Annotated in this window: 20 protein-coding genes; 14 read left to right on the top strand and 6 right to left on the bottom strand. The window is 42.6% G+C overall.

The features are described 5' to 3' along the window. Positions 1-72 precede the first annotated feature (72 nt). Positions 73-1,065: a M23 family metallopeptidase gene (locus BMW98_RS12565; RefSeq protein WP_090258927.1), complete on the bottom strand. Its 993-nt coding sequence runs from the start codon at positions 1,063-1,065 to the stop codon at positions 73-75. A gap of 106 nt (positions 1,066-1,171) precedes the next feature. On the opposite strand from BMW98_RS12565, the gene alaS reads away from it, so the two are divergent. Genes alaS through BMW98_RS12550 form a run of 3 tightly spaced genes read left to right on the top strand, consistent with a single transcriptional unit; the run spans position 1,172 to position 6,376 of the window. Continuing rightward, on the top strand, positions 1,172-3,805 hold the full coding sequence (gene alaS, locus BMW98_RS12560; RefSeq protein ID WP_090258926.1) for an alanine--tRNA ligase: 2,634 nt from the start codon (positions 1,172-1,174) through the stop codon (positions 3,803-3,805). Beyond that, positions 3,798-5,264, top strand: coding sequence for an Asp-tRNA(Asn)/Glu-tRNA(Gln) amidotransferase subunit GatB (gene gatB, locus BMW98_RS12555; RefSeq protein ID WP_090259460.1), 1,467 nt, complete (start codon positions 3,798-3,800; stop codon positions 5,262-5,264). Before alaS ends, gatB begins: the two co-directional genes overlap by 8 nt. Beyond that, on the top strand, positions 5,261-6,376 hold the full coding sequence (locus BMW98_RS12550) for a TlpA disulfide reductase family protein (protein ID WP_090258925.1): 1,116 nt from the start codon (positions 5,261-5,263) through the stop codon (positions 6,374-6,376). Before gatB ends, BMW98_RS12550 begins: the two co-directional genes overlap by 4 nt. 55 nt (positions 6,377-6,431) lie before the next feature. Here the strand turns inward: BMW98_RS12550 and BMW98_RS12545 are convergent, their stop codons facing one another. The 5 genes from BMW98_RS12545 to BMW98_RS12525 form a co-directional block, all read right to left on the bottom strand. Then, a complete protein-coding gene (locus BMW98_RS12545) occupies positions 6,432-9,020 on the bottom strand; it encodes an ABC transporter permease (RefSeq protein WP_162844729.1) in 2,589 nt (862 codons plus the stop codon). Next, positions 9,017-9,355 carry a PadR family transcriptional regulator gene (locus tag BMW98_RS12540; protein ID WP_090258923.1) on the bottom strand — a complete coding sequence of 113 codons (339 nt, stop codon included), beginning with the start codon at positions 9,353-9,355 and terminating at the stop codon, positions 9,017-9,019. The genes BMW98_RS12545 and BMW98_RS12540 overlap by 4 nt, the downstream gene beginning before the upstream one ends. A 73-nt stretch (positions 9,356-9,428) precedes the next feature. Further along, positions 9,429-9,989 (bottom strand): DNA polymerase III subunit psi, encoded by a 561-nt coding sequence (locus BMW98_RS12535; protein WP_090258922.1) that lies wholly within the window; start codon positions 9,987-9,989, stop codon positions 9,429-9,431. A gap of 50 nt (positions 9,990-10,039) precedes the next feature. Beyond that, complete coding sequence (locus BMW98_RS12530; protein WP_090258921.1) at positions 10,040-10,570, bottom strand: acyl-CoA thioesterase; 531 nt, start codon at positions 10,568-10,570, stop codon at positions 10,040-10,042. 134 nt (positions 10,571-10,704) lie between these two features. Further along, complete coding sequence (locus tag BMW98_RS12525) at positions 10,705-11,352, bottom strand: protein-L-isoaspartate(D-aspartate) O-methyltransferase (protein WP_090259459.1); 648 nt, start codon at positions 11,350-11,352, stop codon at positions 10,705-10,707. Positions 11,353-11,473: 121 nt separating this feature from the next. On the opposite strand from BMW98_RS12525, the gene BMW98_RS12520 reads away from it, so the two are divergent. The 11 genes from BMW98_RS12520 (at position 11,474) to BMW98_RS12470 (ending at position 22,671) form a co-directional block, all read left to right on the top strand. Further along, on the top strand, positions 11,474-12,061 hold the full coding sequence (locus BMW98_RS12520; RefSeq protein WP_090258920.1) for a riboflavin synthase: 588 nt from the start codon (positions 11,474-11,476) through the stop codon (positions 12,059-12,061). After that, positions 12,058-13,125: an o-succinylbenzoate synthase gene (locus BMW98_RS12515; RefSeq protein WP_090258919.1), complete on the top strand. Its 1,068-nt coding sequence runs from the start codon at positions 12,058-12,060 to the stop codon at positions 13,123-13,125. The genes BMW98_RS12520 and BMW98_RS12515 overlap by 4 nt, the downstream gene beginning before the upstream one ends. Before the next feature lie 126 nt (positions 13,126-13,251). Continuing rightward, a complete protein-coding gene (locus BMW98_RS20485) occupies positions 13,252-13,902 on the top strand; it encodes a hypothetical protein (RefSeq protein ID WP_090258918.1) in 651 nt (216 codons plus the stop codon). Beyond that, positions 13,881-14,447, top strand: coding sequence for a DUF922 domain-containing protein (locus BMW98_RS12505; RefSeq protein WP_090258917.1), 567 nt, complete (start codon positions 13,881-13,883; stop codon positions 14,445-14,447). The genes BMW98_RS20485 and BMW98_RS12505 overlap by 22 nt, the downstream gene beginning before the upstream one ends. Positions 14,448-14,551: 104 nt before the next feature. Further along, positions 14,552-14,968: a (4Fe-4S)-binding protein gene (locus tag BMW98_RS12500; protein ID WP_222843643.1), complete on the top strand. Its 417-nt coding sequence runs from the start codon at positions 14,552-14,554 to the stop codon at positions 14,966-14,968. A gap of 5 nt (positions 14,969-14,973) precedes the next feature. Continuing rightward, on the top strand, positions 14,974-15,981 hold the full coding sequence (locus tag BMW98_RS12495) for a LacI family DNA-binding transcriptional regulator (RefSeq protein ID WP_090258916.1): 1,008 nt from the start codon (positions 14,974-14,976) through the stop codon (positions 15,979-15,981). Between the two features lie 297 nt (positions 15,982-16,278). Beyond that, entirely contained in the window at positions 16,279-17,088 is an 810-nt protein-coding gene (locus tag BMW98_RS12490) for a glycoside hydrolase family 16 protein (protein ID WP_090258915.1), read from the top strand. Between the two features lie 25 nt (positions 17,089-17,113). Then, positions 17,114-18,718 carry a sodium:solute symporter gene (locus BMW98_RS12485; protein WP_090258914.1) on the top strand — a complete coding sequence of 535 codons (1,605 nt, stop codon included), beginning with the start codon at positions 17,114-17,116 and terminating at the stop codon, positions 18,716-18,718. An 8-nt stretch (positions 18,719-18,726) separates the two neighbouring features. Beyond that, the gene (locus BMW98_RS12480; RefSeq protein WP_090259457.1) at positions 18,727-19,719 is read left to right on the top strand and encodes a carbohydrate kinase family protein; all 993 of its coding nucleotides are present in this window, start codon (positions 18,727-18,729) and stop codon (positions 19,717-19,719) included. Further along, a complete protein-coding gene (gene pgmB / locus BMW98_RS12475) occupies positions 19,716-20,390 on the top strand; it encodes a beta-phosphoglucomutase (RefSeq protein ID WP_090258913.1) in 675 nt (224 codons plus the stop codon). The genes BMW98_RS12480 and pgmB overlap by 4 nt, the downstream gene beginning before the upstream one ends. Next, positions 20,374-22,671, top strand: a complete 2,298-nt coding sequence (locus BMW98_RS12470) for a glycoside hydrolase family 65 protein (protein ID WP_090258912.1) — start codon at positions 20,374-20,376, stop codon at positions 22,669-22,671. The genes pgmB and BMW98_RS12470 overlap by 17 nt, the downstream gene beginning before the upstream one ends. The last annotated feature ends 481 nt before the right edge of the window (positions 22,672-23,152 follow it).

Raw genomic sequence — 23,152 nt, 5'->3', positions numbered from 1 at the left:
CAAGTTATAAAAAATACTGAAAGAGTTACTTTAAACTTTTTTGTTAATTACTTCGAAGGTTAAAACGCTAGATTATCGGTTTGAGTATGAACCAAGTGATTGGTTTTCGATAGATGAAAGTCTTAAGATTTCATCGAATTCATTGGCATCTAGGTCTTGGTAGAAGTAATAAACGGGATTTTTGGCAATTCCGTTTACGTGCACCTCATAGTGAAGGTGTGGGGCGGTAGATTTTCCAGAGTTTCCAACATAACCTATGATTTGACCACGTTTTACTTTCTGTCCAGACCTTACGGCAAACTTACTCATGTGACCATACAGTGTTTCAAAACCGTAGCCATGGTTGATTTTGATGTGCCAACCGTAACCGGTTTGAGACTTTCTGGTGTAGGTAATGGTGCCATCTGCAGTTGCGTATATTGGCGTGCCTTGCTCTGCAGAAAAATCGGTACCGTAGTGCATTTTCTTTACCTTAAGAATAGGGTCGGTTCTCATACCGTAGCCCGATGCTAGCCTTCTCAGTTCTTCGTTGGCTACTGGCTGAATGGCCGGCATGGCAGCGTAAAACTCATCTTTGTTTTCTGCTAACTCTAAAATCTCATCGTACGATTTCGTTTGGATGTAGATTCGCTTCTTAAGTTTGTCGATAGAGGTTAGGTTGTTAAGTACCAGGTCTTTATTGCTGAGGTCACTTTCAAGTAGGTTCTTGTATTTGAGTGCACCACCAGAACCTGCTTCGCGAACGGTTTCAGGAATTGGCTCTGCTTCGAAAATGGCGCGATAAACGTTGTCGTCTTTTTCCTGCAAAACCTTCAACATTTGGTCCATGTTTTCCAGCTGGCTTTGCATTAGGTCGTAATAACCTTTTAAATCTTCGTTCTCCTGTCGAAGAGCTGTTTCCTTTGGTGAGTCGAAGTATTTGCTTAGCACGAGAATGATGCCAACCGCCAAAACTAAGGAAAGCGACATGAATCCTAGAGCATTGATAACAATATCACGTTTTTTGACCTTTACACGCTCGTATTTGCAAGTCTCTGTGTCGTAGTAATATTTTATTTTACTCATTAAGAATCCTTTTTGAAAATCTCCTAATTTTGTGCCTTTGCGTAAGCTTTGGGCTTGGCAAATGTAACAAATTTAGTAAAACGTTTTTTACCGATAACGGTTCCGTATGCAATCAAAAGAAATCAGATCGAAATTTATTGAGTTCTTTGAGTCACGAGGTCATAAATATGTGCCTTCTGCGCCAATGGTGTTGAAGAATGACCCAACCTTGATGTTCACCAATGCGGGAATGAATCAGTTTAAAGATTTATTCCTAGGCAATAAAAAGGAAGACTACACACGAGCCGTTAATAGCCAGAAATGTTTGCGTGTTTCTGGTAAGCACAACGATTTGGAAGAAGTAGGTATTGACACCTACCACCACACCATGTTCGAAATGCTGGGGAACTGGTCTTTCGGAGATTATTTTAAGCAAGAAGCAATTGGTTGGTCATGGGAGTTACTTACTGAGGTTTTCGGTTTACCGAAAGAGCGCCTTTATGTAACTGTTTTTGAAGGAGACAAAACTGATGGTGTGCCTTTCGACAAAGAGGCATTCGACTTTTGGAAATCGCATATTGATGAGGCCAGAATTCTGAATGGTGATAAAAAGGATAACTTCTGGGAAATGGGCGATACAGGGCCATGTGGGCCATGTTCTGAAGTTCATATCGACTTAAGAAGTGATGAAGAAATTGCTCAGAAACCGGGTAAGGATTTGGTGAATATGGACCACCCACAAGTGGTGGAAATTTGGAACCTTGTATTTATTCAGTTCGATAGAAAAGCAGACGGTAGCCTAGAAAATCTGCCTGCTAAGCACATTGATACAGGAATGGGCTTCGAGCGTTTGTGCATGGCCATGCAAGGCAAACTTTCGAATTACGACACCGATGTGTTTACTCCGCTTATTGAGAAAATAGCAAAAAAGGCAGGTGTAAATTATAAAGACAAAGAAGAAACGGATATAGCGATTCGCGTAATTGTGGATCACATTCGCGCCATTTCTTTTGCAATAGCCGATGGTCAGCTCCCATCTAATAACAAGGCGGGTTACGTAGTCCGCAGAATCTTGCGCAGAGCCGTTCGATATGGTTACACCTTCCTTAATTTTCAGGAGCCATTCCTTTACGAGTTGGTTGATGTATTGGCCGATCAGTATGAAGGCTTTTTTGATGAGTTAAGCGGGCAGAAAGACTTTATTGCTAAAGTTGTTCGTGAGGAAGAGAATTCATTCTTACGCACGCTGGAAAATGGCTTGAAACGTTTAGATCAAATTGAAAGCAAACTAACCAAAGAAGGCAAGAAGGAAATTGAAGGGAAAGAGGTTTTTGAACTCTACGATACGTTCGGCTTCCCTGTTGATTTAACTGCGCTTATTGCCCGTGAAAAGGGACTTGCAGTTGACGAAGCTGGTTTTCAGTCGGCTATGGCGGAGCAAAAGAACCGCTCGAAAGCAGATGCTGCTTCAGAAAAAGGAGACTGGATTCAGGTCGGAGATGATGAGCAGGTTGAGTTTGTGGGTTATGATGCTACAGAAGCTCAGGCGGAAATCATTAAATACCGCGAGATAAAAGATAAGAAAGGAAAGGTATTCCAAATTGTACTGAACAAAACGCCTTTCTATGGCGAAAGCGGTGGGCAGATTGGCGATACCGGTGTGTTGGTTGGCGATGGTGAAACCATCAATGTGCTCGATACACAAAAAGAGAACGACCTGATCGTTCACTTTACAAACAAATTACCATCCAAACCTGAGGCTAATTTTACAGCAAAGATCAATGCAGAAAGAAGAGCTTTGATTAAGAATAATCACTCTTCTACACACCTATTGCATTCGGCACTTCGAGAGGTACTTGGTGACCACGTGCAACAAAAGGGTTCTTTGGTTTCTGACCAATTATTGCGTTTCGATTTCTCTCACTTCCAAAAAGTGACCGATGAGGAAATTGAAAGAATTGAGCAGATTGTGAACGAGCACGTTCGCCAAAACATTAAGCTTGACGAAAGACGCAACGTACCAATTGAAGATGCAAAGGCATTGGGTGCAACCGCACTTTTTGGGGAGAAATATGGCGAGTTTGTGCGCGTGATTACTTTCGATCCTAAGTATTCGGTAGAGCTTTGTGGCGGTACGCACGTAAATGCTACGGGCGACATCGGTTTGTTTAAAATTGTGTCGGAAGGCGCGGTTGCAGCTGGTGTTCGCAGAATAGAAGCTTATACTGGCCCAGGTGCTTTCAACTATGTGCAAGAGCAAGAGAAGGCGCTGAAGTCGGTGAAGGATTTGCTTAAAAATCCAAAGGACCTTTCTAAGGCAATTGAGGGGTTGTTGGAAGAGCAAAAGAAGCTTTCAAAGGAAATTGAAGGACTGCACGCCAAGCAATCGGGTCAGGTGAAAACCGATTTGATAGCGAAGGCTGAAGATAAAGCCGGCATTAAAGTAATTGCGCAGCAAGTTACTTTGCCATCGGCCGATGCATTGAAAAAGCTTTCATTCGAATTAAAGAATGAAGTCGAAAATGTATTCGCAGTTTTGGCAGCCGATATTGCTGGGAAACCACAAATTGCTGTTGTAATTGACGAGGCTTTGGTAAAAGACAAAGGCTTGAATGCCGGTCAGATCATTCGTGATTTGGCTAAAGAAATTAAAGGTGGCGGTGGCGGTCAGCCTTTCTTCGCTACTGCGGGTGGAAAGGACTTGTCGGGACTACCTAAAGTAATTGAGAAAACGACCGAATTGGTTGCCACTTTTGAGTAAGATTCTAAAGCAACTTAATAGCGCTGGTTACGAGGCTACTATCGGGCTAGAGGTTCATGTGCAGCTAAATACTGCTACCAAAATCTTCTCGTCCGATGCCAATGGCTCTGATGCTGAACCGAACAGAAACGTATCTGTCATATCGCTGGGGCACCCAGGTACATTGCCGGTACTTAACGAGTCGGCTGTAGAAAAGGCCGTAATGATGGGCTTGGCTTGTGGTTGCGAGATTACCCGAAACGGACACTTCGCCCGAAAGAGCTATTTCTATCCTGATTTGCCAAAGGGTTACCAAACTACCCAAGACAAAACACCTATTTGTGTTGGAGGAAAGGTAGCGGCTTATGGAGAAAACTTAATTCAAGATGCCGTTGAATTGCATCATATCCATTTGGAAGAAGATGCGGGTAAGTCCGTACACGATGATGGACCAGATACGCTGATTGACTTAAACCGGGCTGGTTCTCCACTTATCGAGATTGTAACGGAGCCTTCTATTAAAAGCGCAGAAGTGGCTGCGGCTTTCCTTCAAGAGGTTAGAAGAATGGTTCGCTACTTAGAAATTAGCGAAGCCAATATGGAAAAGGGCGAATTGCGTTGCGATGCGAACATTTCCATTAAGAAGATTGAAGATACTGCTCTTGGAAACAAGGTGGAGATTAAGAATATGAACTCCTTTGCCCATGTGCGCAAGGCCATAAATTATGAGTTGGAACGCCAACTTGAAATGGCTGAAGCAGGAGAGGAGATTGCTGTTGAGACCAGGACTTTCGATCCTGCGCAGGGCAAAACTTATGGCATGCGCTTTAAGGAAACGATGAACGACTATCGCTACTTCCCTTGTCCGGATTTGCCTCCAGTGGTTATTACTAAGGAGTACCTTGAGGCGACCAAAAATGACATGGAGGTGACACCAGCAGCCATGAGAACCTTTTTTGAGTCGGCCAAACTGAACTTGCAGGATGTAGCATTGTTAACCGAAGAGAAGGAACTTGCGCTATATGCCAAAAGTGCGATAGAGGCTACCAGAAATGCGAAAGCTGTGGCCAACTGGTTAAACGGACCGATTCGGGCTTTGATGAACGAAAAAGGCTTGTCGATTAATGAATTGGGCGTTTCTGTAGCATACTTGGCTGAATTAATTCAGCTAGTGGAGGACGGTAAAGTGGTTTACCAAACTGCGGTGCAGCAATTGTTACCTGAGTTACAAAGCAAGCAAGAAGCGCCTGCTAAATTGGCCAAGGCCATGAATTTGATGGTTGCTGAAGACAGTTCTGAGCTGGAGGCAATTATTGATGAGGTATTGATATCTTTACCGAAAGAGGTGAAAGCCTTTAGAAATGGAAAGAAAAAGTTGATGGGGCTGTTTATGGGTGAAGTAATGAAAAAGAGCCGAGGAAAGGCCAACCCTAAGCAAGTACAGCCGTTGCTTCAACAAAAACTGAACGAGAAGAAATGAGGAAATTTTTTGCATTTGCAATGCTAGTTGCTTTGGTGGCATCATGTGCCGGTACCAAGCAAGACAACACAGTTAAAATTACCGGAACCATAGAAAATGCCATTCCGCAAGGAGAGGTGATATTGGAGAAGTTCCAGATCGGAGAGGTTAGCCCTGTTTTTACCGCTTATTCGGATCATAACGGCAATTTTGAAATCGAAACGACCATTGATGGCCCTGGTTTTTATCGCATCAATATCTATGGTAAGCAGTTCGAAACGCTTATTCTGGATGGTGAAGATTTGAAGGTAGAAGCTACAGGAGAAGTGGATGGCCCAATTAACGTGACTGGCTCTGACGATATGCAGTATATTAACGAACTGTACGATTACCTTGGGGGCTATCAGGAGAAGGTGCAGGATTTTAACCAGCGCTATATCCAGGCTAGAAATAGTGGCGACACACAATTGGTTGAAGACCTAACAACCGAAGGTTTAGCTATGGAAGCGGAAAAAGTAAAGAAGCTAAAGGAGATGGCTTGGAATTATGAGAGTTCGCTGGTTTCGCTTTTAATCACTGATTTTATTCCGAATAAAACCGATGAGTTTTTGTTTTTAGACTCTCTTTCTCAAAAGCTACAGAAGGAGCTGCCTAGCTCAAAAGATGTGCAGTTTTTCTCAACTCAACTCGAGAACTTCAGGCCGGCAATTAATGTAGGCGATATTGCCATGGACATTACGCTGCCAAATCCTGATGGTGAAATGATGAGTCTTTCTGATTTGCGTGGAAAATACGTGCTCCTCGATTTTTGGGCAGCTTGGTGTGGGCCATGTAGAAGAGAGAACCCGAATGTGGTGAACCTTTACAATAAGTATAAAGACGATGGTTTTACAGTCTTCTCTGTAAGCCTTGACAGGGGCAAGGATAAGTGGGTTGAAGCGATTGAAAAGGACGGGTTAGTTTGGCCTAATCACGTGTCAGACCTAAAGTATTTCCAAAGCGAAGCTGCAATTCAATACAAAATCAATGCGATTCCATTTGCCTTATTGCTCGACCCAGAAGGGCGCGTAATCGGCAAGAATCTTAGGGGGCAATTCTTAAGAGATAAGCTGGAAAGTATTTTTGGTGAATGAGAATAGTAATTTACCCCCCAAAAAAAAGATAGATTGAAGCGCCTTCCGGAGCGCTTCAATCGTTTCTAAGCACCTCTGTTGGGTTAATTTTTATAGCATTCCTAATTTGCCAGAATACAGCTAGCCCAACTATCAAAACAAAGCATAGAATGGTTAGTATGAAAAGCTCAGACGAAACCTCAGTTCTGTATACAAAAGATGTTAACCAGTCCTCCAGAAGGTGATAGGATAATGGGAAAGAGATAAGGCTAGATAGTAAAAGTACCTTCCAAATGTTTAAGGTGAGCAATTTGGTCAAGGTACCAGCACTTGCTCCGAGTACTTTTCTAATGCCTATTTCCTTCATTTTAATTTGAATCAAATAGGTGAGAAGCCCAACCAACCCAAGGCAAGATATAACAACCGCAACCCCAGTAAATATGCCAAAGAGCTGTCCCATTTTAAGCTCATCGGTGTAGATCTTAGCTATTCTATCATCCATAAACTCTGCTTGAAATGGTTGTTCTGGGAAAATCTTGTTCCATTCTGACTCAATTTTAGCAATGGAGGCCACGCGGTTCTCTGGCTTTAGTTGAATAGCAACCTTTTTTATCATACCGGGTAGATATTCATCAAGCGCAGCCTGCATGTAGAGGGCTGGTTCAATTTGGCTCTTAAGAGACCCGATTGGGAAGTTTTCTACTATTCCGATAACCTTACTCTGTGTTGCGCCATAGAGCTTGAACTCTTTACCTAAAGGATGTCCTTCTTTTACGTTTTCCACCATTGCCTGATTCATCAAAACGTGGTTAGGTTTGTTTCTATCATCAGTGTAAAAGCCATGGCCTTCAGCAATGCTTAACCCCATTAGGTCTAAAAAGTGTTCGTCAATTACATAAAAACCAAAGCTCTCTTTGAATTCATCTGTACCTAAACCACTTCTGCCGTAATCCACAGGTCCAGGAGCAAACGATGCAAAGCTCAGGCGCTCAATTTCTGGGAGTGAGGCAAGTCTGTGCTCAATGGCTCTTTTTTTGTCTCCAATTTTTCCACTTACAATTATCACATTACTGAGATGGTCTAGATTGTGGCTTTTGTTGATGAACTGTAGTTGTTTTAAAAAGGTGAGGCTTCCTACGATCAAAAATGTAGAAATAGCAAATTGCATGGCCATAAGGCTCGTTCTAAGTAATTTGCTTTTAGGAGAAACTTCTGATTTACCTTTTAATAACTGACTGAATTTGGTTGTGGAGAATAGGAAGGCAGGGTAGAGCGATGCCAGCGCTACTAGGACAAAAAGCGCCAAAATACTTAATACAATCAGCCAAGTCTGCATATTGGCTGTTAATTGCATTTGTAGGCCAATGTAGCTTTCAATTCTAGGTAAAAGGAATGCTATGAATACGCCACTTAGCAAAATGGATATTCCACCAATTATAAAGGACTCGCACAATAGCTGGCTTATTAAGTTATGCTTAGTGGCTCCCATGGCATGTTTAATGCCTACCTCATGTGTTCGTTTTAAGGTGAGCGCAGTAGTGAGGTTAACATAGTTTGCCACAGCCAAAAGAAGAATAACTAAGCCAACAATTTTAAAGATGAGAACTGTTTGTGTGTCTAATGAATCGATGAAGCCGCTAGATATTTTGGGATTGTTTTTAATCTCATTTAAAGTTCGGAAGACATAGGTGTTGCTTAGGTGACTCTCTTTGTCTGTATAGTTTTTTAGGTTTTCAGGTATTTTTTGAGCCAAGGCGTTTCTATCCGTACCTTTTTGTAGTTTGAAGTATGCCGACAATGAAACTGATAGGCCTCCATTCAGGCCTGAAAATCGGTCATAGTTGCCTAATTGATTAATAATTTGGGGCGAATAACTGGAGTTTATAGGTTGGTCACGGAAAATGCCAGCAACATGTTTTTTTCTACTCTTTTTGTTATAGGTGAGTGTTAGTTCTTTACCCAGTGCTTCTTGTGGAGAAGAGAAAAGTTTAGCCGCCATGGATTCCGATAATAATACCGTGGCTGGTTCTTTCGGAAATGGCTCTCCAAGAACGGTTTCTAACTGGAAAATGTCCATAAAGTCTGGCTCTACCGATAATACTTGCTCGGTAAAACTATCTGGATTCCCAGTGAAGGACACTTCCATAACTAATGAACTCATTCGAGACATTCGTTCTATTTCAGGAATATCCTTCTTGAGTAAATATGGAATTCCTGAATGAATGCCCATGCTTTCATTACCATCCCTTATGATATTTAACCTCACAATACCTTCTGGGTTTTCCAAGAAATTGTCCTTTTGATAATGGTTAAATACAAAGAGATAAATCAATGAAAAACAGGTGAAGCCAAGCGTTAAGGAGGCAATATTTAGGGCTTGATATACGCTGTGTTTTTTTATGGAACGAAAGCTGTATTTAAGGTTAAATAGAAATAGGTTATTCATTGTTTTTGACTTTTGTGTGTTTCTCCTGCTTCGGGGTATCAAACTGATTAACCTCAGTAAATCGAGTAGATAGTATAAGTTGGCGCGTGTTCTGCCATACTTTTTGTAGTTCCCCAAGTAATCTTCGAGTAGGTCGCCTTCAAGTTCTTCCATTGGCGTATTGCTGAACATTTTGCTTAGCAATTTTTGGAGTAGGCGAGGAGGTGTGGCTTGTCTCATGTGTTTAGGGCATTGAGAATTGAACTTGGAATGTCTTTCCATAATCGTGACCTTGTTTCATTTATCTCCGACAGAGACTTTAGTCCGAAGGCCGTTACCGAGAACAACCGTTTTCTTTTTCCGCCCCTCACTTGGCTAGCCTCTCCCAATTTCGATTGTAAGAGACCTTTGTCTTCCATACGGTAAAGGGTAGTATGAATTGCACTAATGTTCATGCGTCTATTCGTTCGATTCTCTACCTCTTCTTTAATATCCAGTGCGTAAGCATCATTCTCCAAAACGCATATTGTTAAAAGGACTAGTTCTTCGAATTCACCAATGCCTGTTCGTTTCATATTATACAATAATGTAAATAATATTAATAAGAACAAAAACTAAACAAATCGAATAGGTGGTACGGTGAAAGGTTTACCCCAAAAAGATAGATTGAAGCGCTTTCCAGAGCGCTTTTTTCCTTTCTACATCTTGAGCAATAGCCGTAAGGGAATCGCAGCTAAGGTAGGTTTTGTGGCCATCTTGTTTGGGTGAATAGAGTGTCTCACCCTTTAGTTTATCGAACTTATTGCTGCCAAAGCAAAGTACTTGCTTGTGGTTTTGTTCGGCAAGTAGTGCTTCAATACTATCTGCTTCAACATCGGCAATGTTGGCGACTAGCACATCGTTTTCTCCTCTTTTAACCGATGAAAGGACTTTGTATAAGAATTCTTTGGATGCGGTATCCAGAATTGGCTCGCTCGACTCTACAAAAATCACACAGCCTTTAAGGTTTTGGCCTTCTGTCGGTATTGGCTTAATTGTGATTGCTTCTTGAGGCTCTTCAACCATTTGAGGACTACTGTCTTCTTCAGCTGTAGCGGAAGCTACTTCTGGAGTAGTAGTTTCTACTGCGGCTGGGGTCTGCTCCTCACCGGCAATTACATAAATTGGCTCGGTAATAAAGTGGGGGAGGAAGTCAGAAGAATCAGTCATAAAGTGAAGTTATGTCGATTCGGGCGTTCCAACAATAAAATGCCGAGAAATTACTTCTTGGTTGGATCGAAGAAGAGGTTTTTCAACTCTGTAGCATCTTCTGCTTTCATACGCTTGGCAAGCACCAATCGCAATTGTCTTCTTCTAAGTGCGCCATCGTAAAGTTCTTGCTCCTCAGGGGTTTGAGGTACCAACTCCGGAACATCAATTGGTCTTCCGCCTTGGTCTACAGCTACGAATGTAAAGAATGCACTGTGGCTTTTAAACTTGGTGCCCGAAGGGATGTTTTCAGCATAAACTTCCACGTAAACTTCCATTGAAGAGTTAAAGCCACGGGTAACCTTGGCTTCAAGGGTAACCACATCACCTAACTGAATCGGGTTTTTGAACGAAATGTTATCGGCCGAAGCAGTTACTACTATGCGGTTGGAGTGCTTTTGCGCAGCTATGGCAGAAACAACGTCCATCCAATGCATCAAACGTCCACCCATTAAGTTATTTAATGTGTTAGTGTCGTTAGGGAGTACCAATTCTGTCATGGTTACTCTTGAGTCTGCAGAAGTCTTTGGTTGTTTGGCCATAATAAATTCGTTACAGTGCAAAATTAGTTAATGAACTCCGAATAAAAACGTTGTGGTGTTAATTTATTTGAAATATAATATGTATTTATAAATTAACATGTGTTTGTATTAATATTTAAAAGTATTAATATATGTTATTTCCAACCTTTGTCTCCAAGTAGTGGTACGAACTTAAAGTCGTGGAAGCTCTCTGAGCTGATCTTCTTTTCAGTAACCTTATTTATTCGCAGCATTTGTTGGGTTTTGGCATTGCCCACAGGAATTACCAAACTACCACCAACTTTCAATTGGTCTATTAGGCTATCGGGCACAGTAGGGGCGCCAGCAGTAACAATAATCTTGTCGTACGGGGCGAACCTTTCCAAGCCTTTAGAGCCATCGCCATAAAAGAAGTTGGGCGAGTAGCCCATTTTGGGCAGAAAGCTTTTTGTTCTTAGGTAAAGCTCCTTTTGATATTCAATGGTGAAAACATCGGCACCCAACTCCAATAACACAATGGCTTGATAACCAGATCCTGTGCCAATTTCCAATACTTTGTCACCTGGTTTTATGTTCAATAGTTCCGACTGAAAAGCAACGGTGTAAGGCTGAGAGATGGTTTGTCCGGCTCCAATGGGGAAGGCCTTGTCTTCGTAGGCGTGTTCCAAAAAAGCATTCTCAAAGAAGAAGTGGCGCGGGATTCTGCCAATAGCGGCTAAAACCCGCTGATCCTTAATTCCTTTACTTTCTACCAGCTTAACCAACTGGCGCCTCATTCCTTTGTGCCTGTAACTATCTACCATATGAACCCACAAATCTATTGCTTTTAGCTGGGTTCGCATAGCAGATTTTGGCTTAAAGCTACTGGGAACAAAAAACGCTTTTCGGGGATTATATCTTCAGCTTAATGATTAACATTGCCCTATGTTTACCGGAATAATTGAAACCCTTGGAGAAGTAGTTGCTATTGAGCGAGATGGCTCCAATCTGCATTTTGATGTGAAAAGTGACGTGAGCCACGAGCTTAAAATTGACCAAAGCGTAGCGCACAATGGCGTTTGCCTTACAGTAGTGCAGTTGGCGGATGGCGTACACCGCGTAACAGCTATTGACGAGACGCTTCAGAAAACTACTTTGGGAAATTGGGAAGTAGGCACGCTGGTAAATATTGAGCGCTGCATGGTTGCCAATGGCCGATTTGACGGGCATGTGGTGCAAGGCCACGTAGACCAAATAGGAACAGTTGAAGCGGTTGATGAACAGGATGGAAGTTGGCTTTTCGATTTTTCCTACGACCCTAGCTTGGGCAATGTAACGGTAGAAAAAGGCTCTGTTTGTGTAAATGGCACAAGTTTAACTTGTTTCAATTCGGAAGAAGGCCGTTTTCGTGTAGCCATTATTCCTTATACATATGATCACACTTGTTTTAAAACTTTAAAGCAAGGGGATAAGGTGAACCTTGAATTCGATATTATAGGTAAGTATGTAAAACGCCTGCTCGGCCAGTCATGAAGGTAAAGTTTGAGCTTATACCACATGTTTTAAAATTCACCTTCAAGGCGGGGACATCTCGTGGTGCGCTAACCGAAAAACCAACCTGGTTTATAAAAGCCATTGGCGAAAATGGAACAATAGGTTGGGGAGAAGCGAGTCCGCTGAAAGGCTTAAGTGAGGACTTTTCGGATACCTACCAGTCGGAATTAGCAAAACTCCTTGATGAGGTTGGTGAGCTTGATATTCCCAAAACAGCGACCGAGGTCCTGGCTTTTGTGCAAGCACAGGTTCCGTCAGATAAACCATCTATGAGGTTTGGGCTAGAAACAGCGCTGCTAGATTTGATTTATGGCGGTGACTTCACCATTTTTCCGGGTGACTTTCGCAACGGAAAATACCGCATGCCCATTAACGGTTTGATATGGATGGCTGATGAGGCCACCATGCAAAAGCAAATTGAGGAAAAGCTGAAAGCTGGCTTTAATACTATTAAAATGAAAGTAGGTGCCATTAATTTCGATCAGGAAATGGCTTTGCTCGAAGGCATCCGTAAACGCTATTCAGCTAGCGATATTACGCTTAGGGTCGATGCCAATGGTGCTTTTTCTGAAGCTGATGTACGGGATAAGTTAACTGCTTTGGCCAGCTTGGAACTTCATTCTATTGAACAACCCATCAAACCCCGTCAGCTTGATTTAATGGCTGAGCTTTGTGACGAAGAAATACTCCCTATAGCCTTAGATGAAGAACTAATTGGTGTTCATTCCATTCAGGGTAAAGCCGCACTTTTAGAGCAAACAAAGCCTCAATATATTATTCTAAAACCATCATTAGTAGGGGGTATACTGGCTTGCAAAGAGTGGATTGAGGTGGCAGAATCATACGGTATAGAATGGTGGATGACTTCTATGTTAGAATCAAACATTGGGTTGAACGCCATTGCACAGTTTACCGCAACTTATAAGCCTGAACTTCCACAAGGGTTGGGTACCGGCCAACTTTATTATAATAATATAGAGTCTCCTTTGGAAATAAGGAGAGGGGAGTTGTTGTACAATGCCAGCGCCAGTTGGAAAATGTAGCTTGAATAGAGTTTAGTGTTCTTTACTTCTTGTTTTGGGTTGTTTTAGGGATTAGGTGCCTAATAAGTTGAAAACGGAACCTACTTTCGTTAAATTTACAGATATCCACGCGAAACTACTCTCTCCATGAATTATCAACTTTTTGATGCCGGTGACAACAAGGTGTTGCTGGGACCAGAAGGTATTGCCTGTAAAAAGGGTGAGGCTTCTGCACATTCTAATACGCAGTATTACATCATTCGTATTCCTCAAACCTTAGATACAAACCTGAACCCAGAAAACAACTACCATATTGTGGTAAACAATGAGATAGGCTTTGCTTATTACAGAACGCTAAGCGGAATTGGCACGGATCCCTTTTTGAATGTTGTCCGCAAGTTTGTTCCGCCCTATGAATATGAGGCAATCGGAGCAGAGGCTACTCACAGAGGGCTTAAATTGATACTTTCTGATAAAGATTATTTGCTGACAGATAACGTGACGAAAGAGGATGGTGGAACTTATGAGCGCGTGGAGCTCTATCTTTCACCCGATGAAGTGTATAATTCAAGAGGCTATGTAGAAAATGGCATCACAACAGAGCTAAATCTATTAGAGTCATTCGAAACAGATAAGGAGTTGGTGGCGTATTTTACCAGATGGAAAAAGGAGCCAAGCGATTTTCGAGCAAAGAGAGACACTGCTCCAAAGGCCAGGGTACTCAAGGTAGCCTCAGTGGTTGGCCTTATTTGCGCAATATTCTTTACCTTAAAAGCATGTTCCGACATCGGTTTGTAGTACTGTTAGCACTCCTTTTTTATACACAGCTTAGTTTTGCTCAAAAGCAAGGGTTCCTCACGGTCGATACTTTGGCATTTATCGAGTGGAATGAAGACCGACCAATTTCATGGGAAGATTATGGCGTTCGTACATTCGGCAAAAAGCCATCTAGCTTTGCAATCACCTCGGTAACACATTCCGTTAGGGGAGGCCTTAAGAATGGTGAACCCAACTTTCAGGTAAAGGTTTTGTTTGTGAAAAAAGACTCGTGGACATCGGATACAACGAATGTGAGACTTTTTGAACATGAGCGATTACACTTTGACTTAGCCGAATTGTATGGCCGGAAAATCAGAAAACAGATTGTTATGCTCGGTAATCAAGGGATAGATAAGCTGAGTGTGTATAAGCGTTACGTTCGCCTGCTTTTAGACGAATACAAAAGAAAATCAATGGATTACGATGCCGAAACTAGGCACGGAGCATTCTTCGACCAACAACAGGAATGGGAAGAATTTGTACACCATGAGTTAGAAAGGCTGATTGATTTTAAATTCAATTAAATAAACATATGTTGTTTTATTCATTTAAAATAAACTCATTTCTTTTTTTAGGAGTTTCTTTTAATTATCTTTTTGACTTAATTTCAATTTTACAACGGTAAAAAGTGTCCACAGAGCCCATAGTTAAGGAATATTCGAATGGCGAAATCACTGTTGTATGGAAGCCTCAGGCTTGTATACATTCTGGTATTTGCTTGCGAGGATTGCCCGAGGTTTTCGATCTCAAAAAAAGACCATGGGTAACGATGGATGCTGCTTCTTCAGAAGCAATTGTAGGCTTGGTGCGCGACTGCCCCTCAAAAGCCCTTTCTATAAAAGGAGTTAAGTTTAAAGAGGAGGATAGGAGTGAAACCCAAGTAAATTTAATACACGGTGGCCCATTGATTATTAGAGGCGGGGCTACTGTAACGAATAGAAACAAGGAAGAAGTTTTCCATGAAACGGTGTCCTTTTGCAGGTGTGGCAGATCCAACAAATTTCCCTACTGCGATGGTACACATGCTCAACCCAAAGCGAAATAAGAATTATGGCTGTTACGATTAAAGATATAGCAACTGCACTGCGGATTTCACCATCCACAGTTTCTCGGGCGCTCAACGATCACCCGAACATATCGGAGGAAACTAAAAAGCAAGTGGCTGCTAAGGCCAAGGAGATGAAATACCAGGCCAATTTTATTGCTGCCGGGTTAAGAACAAAGCGTTCCAACTCCATTGGTATTTTGGTGCCCCACATCACCTCTAGCTTCTTTGCATCGGCAATCGATGGCATCCAAAAGATTGTAAGCGACCACGGTTATTACTCTATCATATGTCAATCGAATGAAGATTACCACAACGAAATAGACCAGATCAGGTCTTTGCTTTCGTGTAAAGTGGAAGGCATCATTCTTTCTATTGCTAGCGATACAAAGGTGTTTGAGCACCTTGAAACGCTAGAGGCATACGATACGCCTTTCGTGTTCTTCGATAGGATTGCACCGGGTTTTGATACGCCAACCGTAGAGGCGAACGATTTTGCCGGAGGTTTTCAGGCGGTAGAGCATTTGATCAAGCGTGGTAGAAAGCGCATTGCACACCTTGGTGGCCCGGGACTTTTGGGTATTAGTAAAAGCCGCTACGAAGGTTACCTTGAGGCTTTGAGAACGTATGATTACGAGGTAAATGAAGACTTTGTAGTGTTTACCGATCCGGACGAAAAGCACGATGCCATTATCGAGAAAATGTTCGAAGATCCTAAGAATATGCCAGATGCGCTCTTTACGTTTAGTGATGAGTTGGCGGTAGAGTCGATTCTAAAGCTGAAGAGAATGGGCTACAATATTCCGAGAGATGTGTCGGTTGTTGGTTTCGGAAATAGTAACCTTTGTGAAATTGTAGAGCCGAACCTTACGAGTGTAACACACGAGCCAATTAAAATGGGCGAGGCTGCGGCAGAGTTGCTTTTTAAGGTGATTCAGAACCGTCACATTCCTCCGCACCAGAAAAACCAGAAATTCGATTCTCGTGTAATCATTAGAGATTCTTCGAGATAAATAGGAAATATATACTGGCCTATCGTCAGGAAGAAAAGCTGAACGGTTAAGATCGTTCGGCTTTTTTATTGGCCATTTGTCTGGTACTTCAATTTCCTTAGCCACACTTTCGCTTACTATCTTTCCAAAAGTTTAGAACTTTTGGAAAGGTGAAGCCTCATAAACCATTCGCAAACGATTTCCTCCATCCGTTAATTTGTAACGATTTGCGTGCCGCTCAGCCATAATTTCTTGTAGCTTAGAGGTGGACTTAGTAACAATGAAATGGAGGACTCATTGATTAACTAAACCAACTTTATGACTTTTAAGTATTTAACAGGCTTATGTTTGACAGGAGCCTTGTTTGGGCTGTTTTCTTGTACGGATGCTAACAAGCCCATTTGGCAAGATGAATTTGATGGTGACACATTAGATGAATCTAAGTGGACGGCCTATGTGGGAGATGGCTGCCCACAAATCTGTGGTTTTGGTAACCACGAACTTCAGTATTATACGGATAACCCCGAGAATGTAAAGCTAGAGGATGGAAAGCTGGTAATAACTGCCAGAAAGGACTCCATGAAGAATAGCGCCTACACTTCGGCCAAATTGGTAACCCAACATAAAGGCGATTGGAAGTACGGTAGGATAGAGGTGAGAGCGAAAATTCCCAGCGGTAAGGGCAATTGGCCTGCTATCTGGATGTTGCCAACCAAGAACAGCTATGGCGGCTGGCCCCGTAGTGGCGAAATCGATATTATGGAGCACGTGGGCTACGACCAAGGCAATATGCACGGAACAGTGCATACAGAATCGTTTAACCATATAAAAGGCACACAAAAAGGCGATTCAATTCAGATTGCCGATATCTCAGATAAGTTTCATGTCTATGCCATTGAATGGTCAGCCAATAAGATTGATTTTTTTATGGATGATGAACACTATCACACCTTCGAGAACACGGGTAATGGCCCTGACGATTGGCCCTTCGATCAGCCCTTCTATTTAATTCTGAACCTAGCCGTTGGAGGGGACTGGGGTGGGAAATATGGCGTTGCAAACGATATCTTTCCAAACCGTTATGAAATTGATTATGTTCGGGTCTTCGAATTGCCAGCGGCAGAGTAACCCGATTGAACATTAAGTAAATCTTATGCTAGATCTTGTAAGTTTAGACTACGTTTTCCTCATTGGGTATTTCCTGATTGTTTTTGGTATTGCTGCATGGGCAACTTTTAAAGAAAAAGTAAACTCCTCTTCTTCAAACTATTTTCTGGGTGGAAAAAATGTGGGCTGGTTCGTAATTGGCGCCTCACTTTTCGCTTCGAACATTGGTTCGGAACACTTGGTGGGCTTGGCTGGTAGCGGTGCTTCTTCGGGCGTTGCAGTAGGCCAGTTCGAAGTGATTGCCGGCTTTATGCTGCTGCTCTTAGGTTGGGTTTTTGTCCCTTTCTATGTACGCAGCGGTGTTTTTACAATGCCCGAATTCTTGGAGAAAAGATACTCGAGTGGCGCTAGAACATATCTTTCTTGGATATCGATTGTAGCCTATGTACTCACTAAAATTTCTGTAACTATAGCCGCTGGTGGAATCGTTTTCGAAGCCATTGGTGTACCTTTTTGGACGGGGGCTATAATCATAGTTGTAGCCACCGGTATCTATACCATTTTTGGTGGGCTCAAGGCCGTGCTTTATACGGATATGATTCAAATGTTTGTACTAATTGGCGGTTCCGTAGCTATTACATTCTTTGGGTTATCGAAGCTTGGCGGTTGGGGAGAGCTACAAGCCACAGTTGGCGATAGCTTCTTTGATATGTGGCAGCCAATGGATCATCCGGACTTTCCGTGGACGGGTATTCTGTTTGGCGCACCAATCTTAGGGCTATGGTACTGGTGTACCGATCAATACATTGTGCAGCGTGTACTTTCGGCCAGAAATATTGAGCAAGCCCGAAAGGGAACCATTTTTGGCGGTTTCTTAAAAATGCTACCGGTTTTTCTATTCGTATTGCCGGGTATTATCGCCTATGGCCTTTCTCAGCAAGGCTATTTTGAATTAGAAAGTAACGATCAGGCGCTTATCGTAATGGTTAAGAACATGGTGCCGGCAGGGGTGAGAGGTTTAGTGTTAGCTGGTTTGCTTGCAGCGCTAATGAGCTCCCTTTCCTCTGTATTTAACTCTTGTTCTACCTTATTTACCATTGACGTATACAAACGTTGGAAACCTGAAACGAGCGAAAAGAAATTGGTAGTTATAGGTCAGGTGGCCACGGTTATTATGGTGGGAATAGGCATTGCTTGGATTCCTTTCATGGCCAATGTTTCTGATCAACTGTTTGTTTACCTACAAAGTGTTCAGGGGTACATTTCGCCACCAATTGCAGCAGTATTCCTATTGGGTATTTTCTTTAAAAGACTGAATGCCAAAGGCGCTATGTCGGCCTTGCTTTCTGGTTTTGTACTAGGAACATTAAGGTTTGTACTCGAAATGAATAAGGCTGGACTAACCGAAGGAACCTTCTGGCATACATTCGCCACCATTAACTTCTTACATTTTGCTGCACTCTTGTTTGTTGTTTGTGCTACCATATTGGTGATTGTTTCGCTTATGACAGCGCCACCTGCACCTGAGAAGACAGAAGGCCTTACTTACGATAGAAAGACCAAAGGAAAGGCAAAAGGCAGTCGATTGGATATTCTTTTGACAGTTATTCTAATTGCCATTATTTTAATGATGTGGACATATTTTAGCTAGAAATGGATATGAGTAAACATTATAAAGTTGCCGTTGTAGGCCCAATTCCAAGAGATCACATCACTACTTTTCGTGGCGAAGTGATTGAAAAATACGGTTGTATTACGCACCCTACCATCGGTTTGGCCCAACTGATGAATGGAAATGGAACGGTTTATCCTGTTTCTCATATTCGAAAGCAAGACATGGCTGCTGTAAAGGAAATCTTTGCGCCTTACAAGGCCATAGACATGGCAGGGGTTTCTGATGAAGCGGATAGTGGCGATGTGATCAAGCTAAAGTTCTTGGATCAGAATTTTAGAGAAGAGAAGCAAACGGCATTTATGAATCCGATTATGCCAAGTGATATGGCGCCTTTTCTGGATTGCGATGCTTTCGTTTTTGTGCCTATTACTGATCATGAAATTGTGCTCGACACAGTTAAATACCTGAAAGAGCACAGCAAAGGCACCATTATATTCGATGGGCACGGGCCAACCCATACCATGACCATTGGTGGCAACAGACACAAAAAGTTTTGGGTAGACCGAGACTTATGGCTGCCGTATATCGATGTGTTAAAGATGAACCTGGAAGAATCGTGGTGCACCTGGTTCAGAAATGAATATAAGGAAGAAGAAATGACCGATTTGCTCGATGATATTGGGCAAGATCACCTTCGCCCTATGGCAGACTATATTCTGGATAGAGGGCCGAAGGCGCTAATAATAACAACAGATGCCAGTGGGTGTAAGGTGTTTACTAAACCCAATGGCGAATTAAAAGAGGAGTTTGTTCCGTCCATCTTTATGGAAAACGTGGTAGACACTACCGGCTGTGGCGATTCGTTTGCAGGTGGTTTGGCCTACGGACTGATGGATGGAGCAGACAATTTTATTTTGGGAGCCATGTATGCAAATGCATTGGGCGCACAACGCACGCAAGGGACGACATTCGAGGTTTTTAAAAGCCTTACGAATACTGAGGAGATGATGAGAGAGCATTACCCAAATTTTAAATGAATATAGCCAACACCAAAGCATGCATTTTTGACCTGGATGGTGTCATAGTTGACACTGTGCCAGCTCACTTTGTAGCCTGGAAATCGATTGCCGATGAACTGGGCGTACCCTTTAACGAAGAAGATAATGAGCACCTGAAAGGGGTGAGCAGAATCGATTCGATGAAGAAGATTCTTTCCATGGGAAACTTAACGAAAACAGAACAAGAGATTCTGGAATTGACCCAACGAAAGAATGATATTTATGTAGAGATCATTTCGAAAATGACGCCTGCGGACATTCTGCCGGGAGTAACAGATTTTATTCAGTTATTGAAAGATAACGGGGTGAAGATTGCCATTGGCTCTTCCAGCAAAAACACGCCAGTAATTTTGAAGTGTGTAGGGTTGCAAAACGAATTTGAGGCCATAGTTGATGGCAACGGAGTGACCCATTCTAAACCAGACCCTGAAGTGTTTTTGAAAGGGGCGGAGGCACTTGGTGTAGCACCTGCCGAATGCGTGGTTTTTGAAGACGCCATTTCTGGTGTGGAAGCTGCCAAAAGAGGCGGTATGAAATGCATTGGTGTGGGCGACCCAGCAATATTGCATGAGGCGGATCTGGTGATTGCCGACATGACACATATGACACTTGAGACCTTTAACGCTATAGCAAATGAAGAATTACATTAAGCACGATCCTTGGTCGATTATCGAGGAAGGCTTTGTACCTGAGTACAATCAGATATCTGAAAGTATCTTCAGTTTAGGCAACGGAATGTTTGGCCAGCGCGCCAACTTCGAGGAAAAATACTCTGGCGAAACCCTGTTGGGTAACTATGTTGCTGGTGTTTATTACCCTGATAAAACCCGTGTAGGCTGGTGGAAGAATGGGTATCCTGAGTATTTCGCTAAAGTGTTAAATGCAGCCAACTGGGTAGGCATTAACATTAACCTAGCTGGTGAAGAACTAGACTTAGCTACTGCTGAAGTTTCGAACTTTCGCAGAGAGCTTAACATGAAAGAAGGCTGGCTAAAGCGTAGCTTTGAGGCCAAACTTCCTTCCGGCAACAAGGTAAAAGTAGAAGCGACAAGGTTCTGCAGCATGGCCCGAACCAAGGTTGGCGCTATTGCCTACACGGTTACACCGCTCAACTTCTCAGGCGAAGCACAAGTAACGCCTTACGTAGATTTTGATGTGATGAATGCCGACTCTAACTACGATGAAAAATTCTGGGTAGAGCAGGAAAAAGAGGCTGATCTTGAGTTTTCGTACGTATTGGCCAGCACCAAGAAAACTGACTTTTGGGTAGCTACTGGAATGGAGTTTTCCATTGAAGGCGCATGGACACAGTCGGCTAAAAGTGCGGTAGAGCGCGAAAAATACGTGGAAGTAACCGAAACCGGAACCATCGAAGAGGGTAAGTCTTTCACAATTTATAAGTACGCAGCCAACATTTCGTCAATGTATTTTGACAAGAACGAATTGGTGAATGTGTGTAAGCAAGAGGTGGAAGGTGCTGTAACTGCGGGTTTCGATGCTTTGCTTCAAGAACACAAAGATGCTTGGGCCAGCAAGTGGGAAAAAAGTGATATTATAATCGAAGGCGATGTATCTGCACAGCAGGGAATTCGCTTCAATATATTCCAGCTTAACCAAACCTACACTGGTGAGGATGAAAGACTGAACATTGGCCCTAAAGGCTTTACAGGTGAGAAATATGGTGGTAGTACTTATTGGGATACCGAGGCATACTGCCTGGCATTCTACTTGGCTACATCAGACCAAGAAGTAGCTAAAAACTTGGTGCTTTACCGCTACAAGCATTTACAAAAAGCCATCGAAAATGCTGAAAAGCTAGGCTTTAAGAATGGTGCGGCACTTTACCCAATGGTAACCATGAATGGCGAAGAGTGCCACAACGAGTGGGAAATCACCTTCGAAGAAATTCATAGAAATGGTGCTATTGCATACGCCATTTTCGACTACATCAATTATCATGGTGATGAGGATTACCTGATCGATTATGGGTTGGAAGTACTGATCGCAATCTCTCGTTTCTGGGCGCAGCGTGTACACTGGTCGAAGAATAAAGGCCAGTATGTTATGCACGGGGTTACCGGACCAAATGAGTACGAAAACAACGTAAACAACAACTGGTATACTTCTAAAATGGCCTTGTGGACGCTAGAGTATACTTTGGAAGGTTTGGCCAAATACGAAGGAACCGACAAGCTGAATGCGCTGCTACAAAAGTTGAACTTTAAAGGAGCCGAGGAAACTGAGAAGTGGGAAGATATTCTCGAGAACATGTACCTGGGTTACGATGAAGAAAAAGGCGTATTCCTTCAGCAAGATGGTTTCTTAGACAAGGATTTGATGCCAGTAGGTGATATTGCAGCAGGTGAAAGACCAATCAACCAAAACTGGTCTTGGGATAGAATTCTACGCTCTTGCTTTATCAAACAAGCCGATACGCTACAGGGAATTTACTTGTTCGAAGATGAGTACGACCTGGAAACCATAGAGCGCAACTTCGATTTCTATGAACCAATGACGGTGCATGAATCATCGCTTTCGCCATGTGTGCACTCTATTTTGGCTGCTAAGTTGGGTAGAAAAGAGAAGGCCTACGAAATGTACTTGCGTACTGCTAGGCTCGATTTGGACGATTACAATAACGACACAGAAGATGGTTGTCACACTACTTCAATGGCCGGTACTTGGATGTCCTTCGCGAAGGGTTTTGCGGGTATGCGTGTAAGAAACGGAGAGCTTTACTTTAACCCATTCTTGCCAGACCATTGGGATGGTTATTCTTTCAAAATTAAGTTTAGAGAGAGAAACCTGACCATTGCTGCGAGAAAAGGAGAAGTAGAAATTTCTAACGAATCTGCGGAGGCATTAAAGCTTTACGTGTTTGACAAAGCACGAGAGGTTGGCGCGAACGCCAGCGTAAAAGTAGCGATGTAAATTGCTTAGGACTTTTATAAAAAGGGCACTTCAAAATAAATTGAAGTGCCCTTTTCTGTTTTGTAAACAATTTGTGCATGGTCGCTTTGGTGAGGACACTAAAGCTGGCGGTATGAGGAGGTCTCATCATCGTTTTTAACAAGGATGTGTGGAAGGTAGATTTGTAATCGACATTAAGCCCATGCTCACCGATTAACGGATAACCGATAACTAATCCACTAATGACCAGTGACCAATCAACTAGTTAACCCTCAGTTCCTAAAGGGATGCTCCTGATTTCTGTTTAACTGGTATACCGATAACCAATTACGGTGCAATCTGTTGGAGATTCTTTCGGTCGTTCATTAGCCTTGTTGGCTTATGAACTTCCTCAGAATGACGGTAAAAAGGGCTTTCGCGGTTTCCTAGCTATGAACTTTGAACCATGACTGAAACCCCGTTCCCCGATTAACGAATAACCGATAACTAATCACCAGTGACC

The organism is Roseivirga pacifica (assembly GCF_900111145.1).
GTDB classification, from domain to species: Bacteria; Bacteroidota; Bacteroidia; order Cytophagales; family Cyclobacteriaceae; genus Roseivirga; species Roseivirga pacifica.
Note: the sequence above shows the minus strand (reverse complement) of the source record. Positions and strands in the feature narration are given on the sequence as shown.

What these genes read in the sequence shown, in the direction of transcription:
- BMW98_RS12540 (WP_090258923.1), bottom strand. Translation starts at nt 9,355, where the DNA reads ATGAAACGAACAGGCATTGGTGAATTCGAAGAACTAGTCCTTTTAACA.
- BMW98_RS12490 (WP_090258915.1), top strand. Translation starts at nt 16,279, where the DNA reads ATGACTTTTAAGTATTTAACAGGCTTATGTTTGACAGGAGCCTTGTTT.
- BMW98_RS20485 (WP_090258918.1), top strand. Translation starts at nt 13,252, where the DNA reads ATGAATTATCAACTTTTTGATGCCGGTGACAACAAGGTGTTGCTGGGA.
- BMW98_RS12520 (WP_090258920.1), top strand. Translation starts at nt 11,474, where the DNA reads ATGTTTACCGGAATAATTGAAACCCTTGGAGAAGTAGTTGCTATTGAG.
- BMW98_RS12550 (WP_090258925.1), top strand. Translation starts at nt 5,261, where the DNA reads ATGAGGAAATTTTTTGCATTTGCAATGCTAGTTGCTTTGGTGGCATCA.
- BMW98_RS12525 (WP_090259459.1), bottom strand. Translation starts at nt 11,352, where the DNA reads ATGGTAGATAGTTACAGGCACAAAGGAATGAGGCGCCAGTTGGTTAAG.
- BMW98_RS12470 (WP_090258912.1), top strand. Translation starts at nt 20,374, where the DNA reads ATGAAGAATTACATTAAGCACGATCCTTGGTCGATTATCGAGGAAGGC.
- BMW98_RS12535 (WP_090258922.1), bottom strand. Translation starts at nt 9,989, where the DNA reads ATGACTGATTCTTCTGACTTCCTCCCCCACTTTATTACCGAGCCAATT.
- BMW98_RS12515 (WP_090258919.1), top strand. Translation starts at nt 12,058, where the DNA reads ATGAAGGTAAAGTTTGAGCTTATACCACATGTTTTAAAATTCACCTTC.
- BMW98_RS12545 (WP_162844729.1), bottom strand. Translation starts at nt 9,020, where the DNA reads ATGAGACAAGCCACACCTCCTCGCCTACTCCAAAAATTGCTAAGCAAA.
- BMW98_RS12505 (WP_090258917.1), top strand. Translation starts at nt 13,881, where the DNA reads ATGTTCCGACATCGGTTTGTAGTACTGTTAGCACTCCTTTTTTATACA.
- BMW98_RS12480 (WP_090259457.1), top strand. Translation starts at nt 18,727, where the DNA reads ATGAGTAAACATTATAAAGTTGCCGTTGTAGGCCCAATTCCAAGAGAT.
- pgmB (WP_090258913.1), top strand. Translation starts at nt 19,716, where the DNA reads ATGAATATAGCCAACACCAAAGCATGCATTTTTGACCTGGATGGTGTC.
- BMW98_RS12485 (WP_090258914.1), top strand. Translation starts at nt 17,114, where the DNA reads ATGCTAGATCTTGTAAGTTTAGACTACGTTTTCCTCATTGGGTATTTC.
- BMW98_RS12495 (WP_090258916.1), top strand. Translation starts at nt 14,974, where the DNA reads ATGGCTGTTACGATTAAAGATATAGCAACTGCACTGCGGATTTCACCA.
- alaS (WP_090258926.1), top strand. Translation starts at nt 1,172, where the DNA reads ATGCAATCAAAAGAAATCAGATCGAAATTTATTGAGTTCTTTGAGTCA.
- BMW98_RS12530 (WP_090258921.1), bottom strand. Translation starts at nt 10,570, where the DNA reads ATGGCCAAACAACCAAAGACTTCTGCAGACTCAAGAGTAACCATGACA.
- BMW98_RS12565 (WP_090258927.1), bottom strand. Translation starts at nt 1,065, where the DNA reads ATGAGTAAAATAAAATATTACTACGACACAGAGACTTGCAAATACGAG.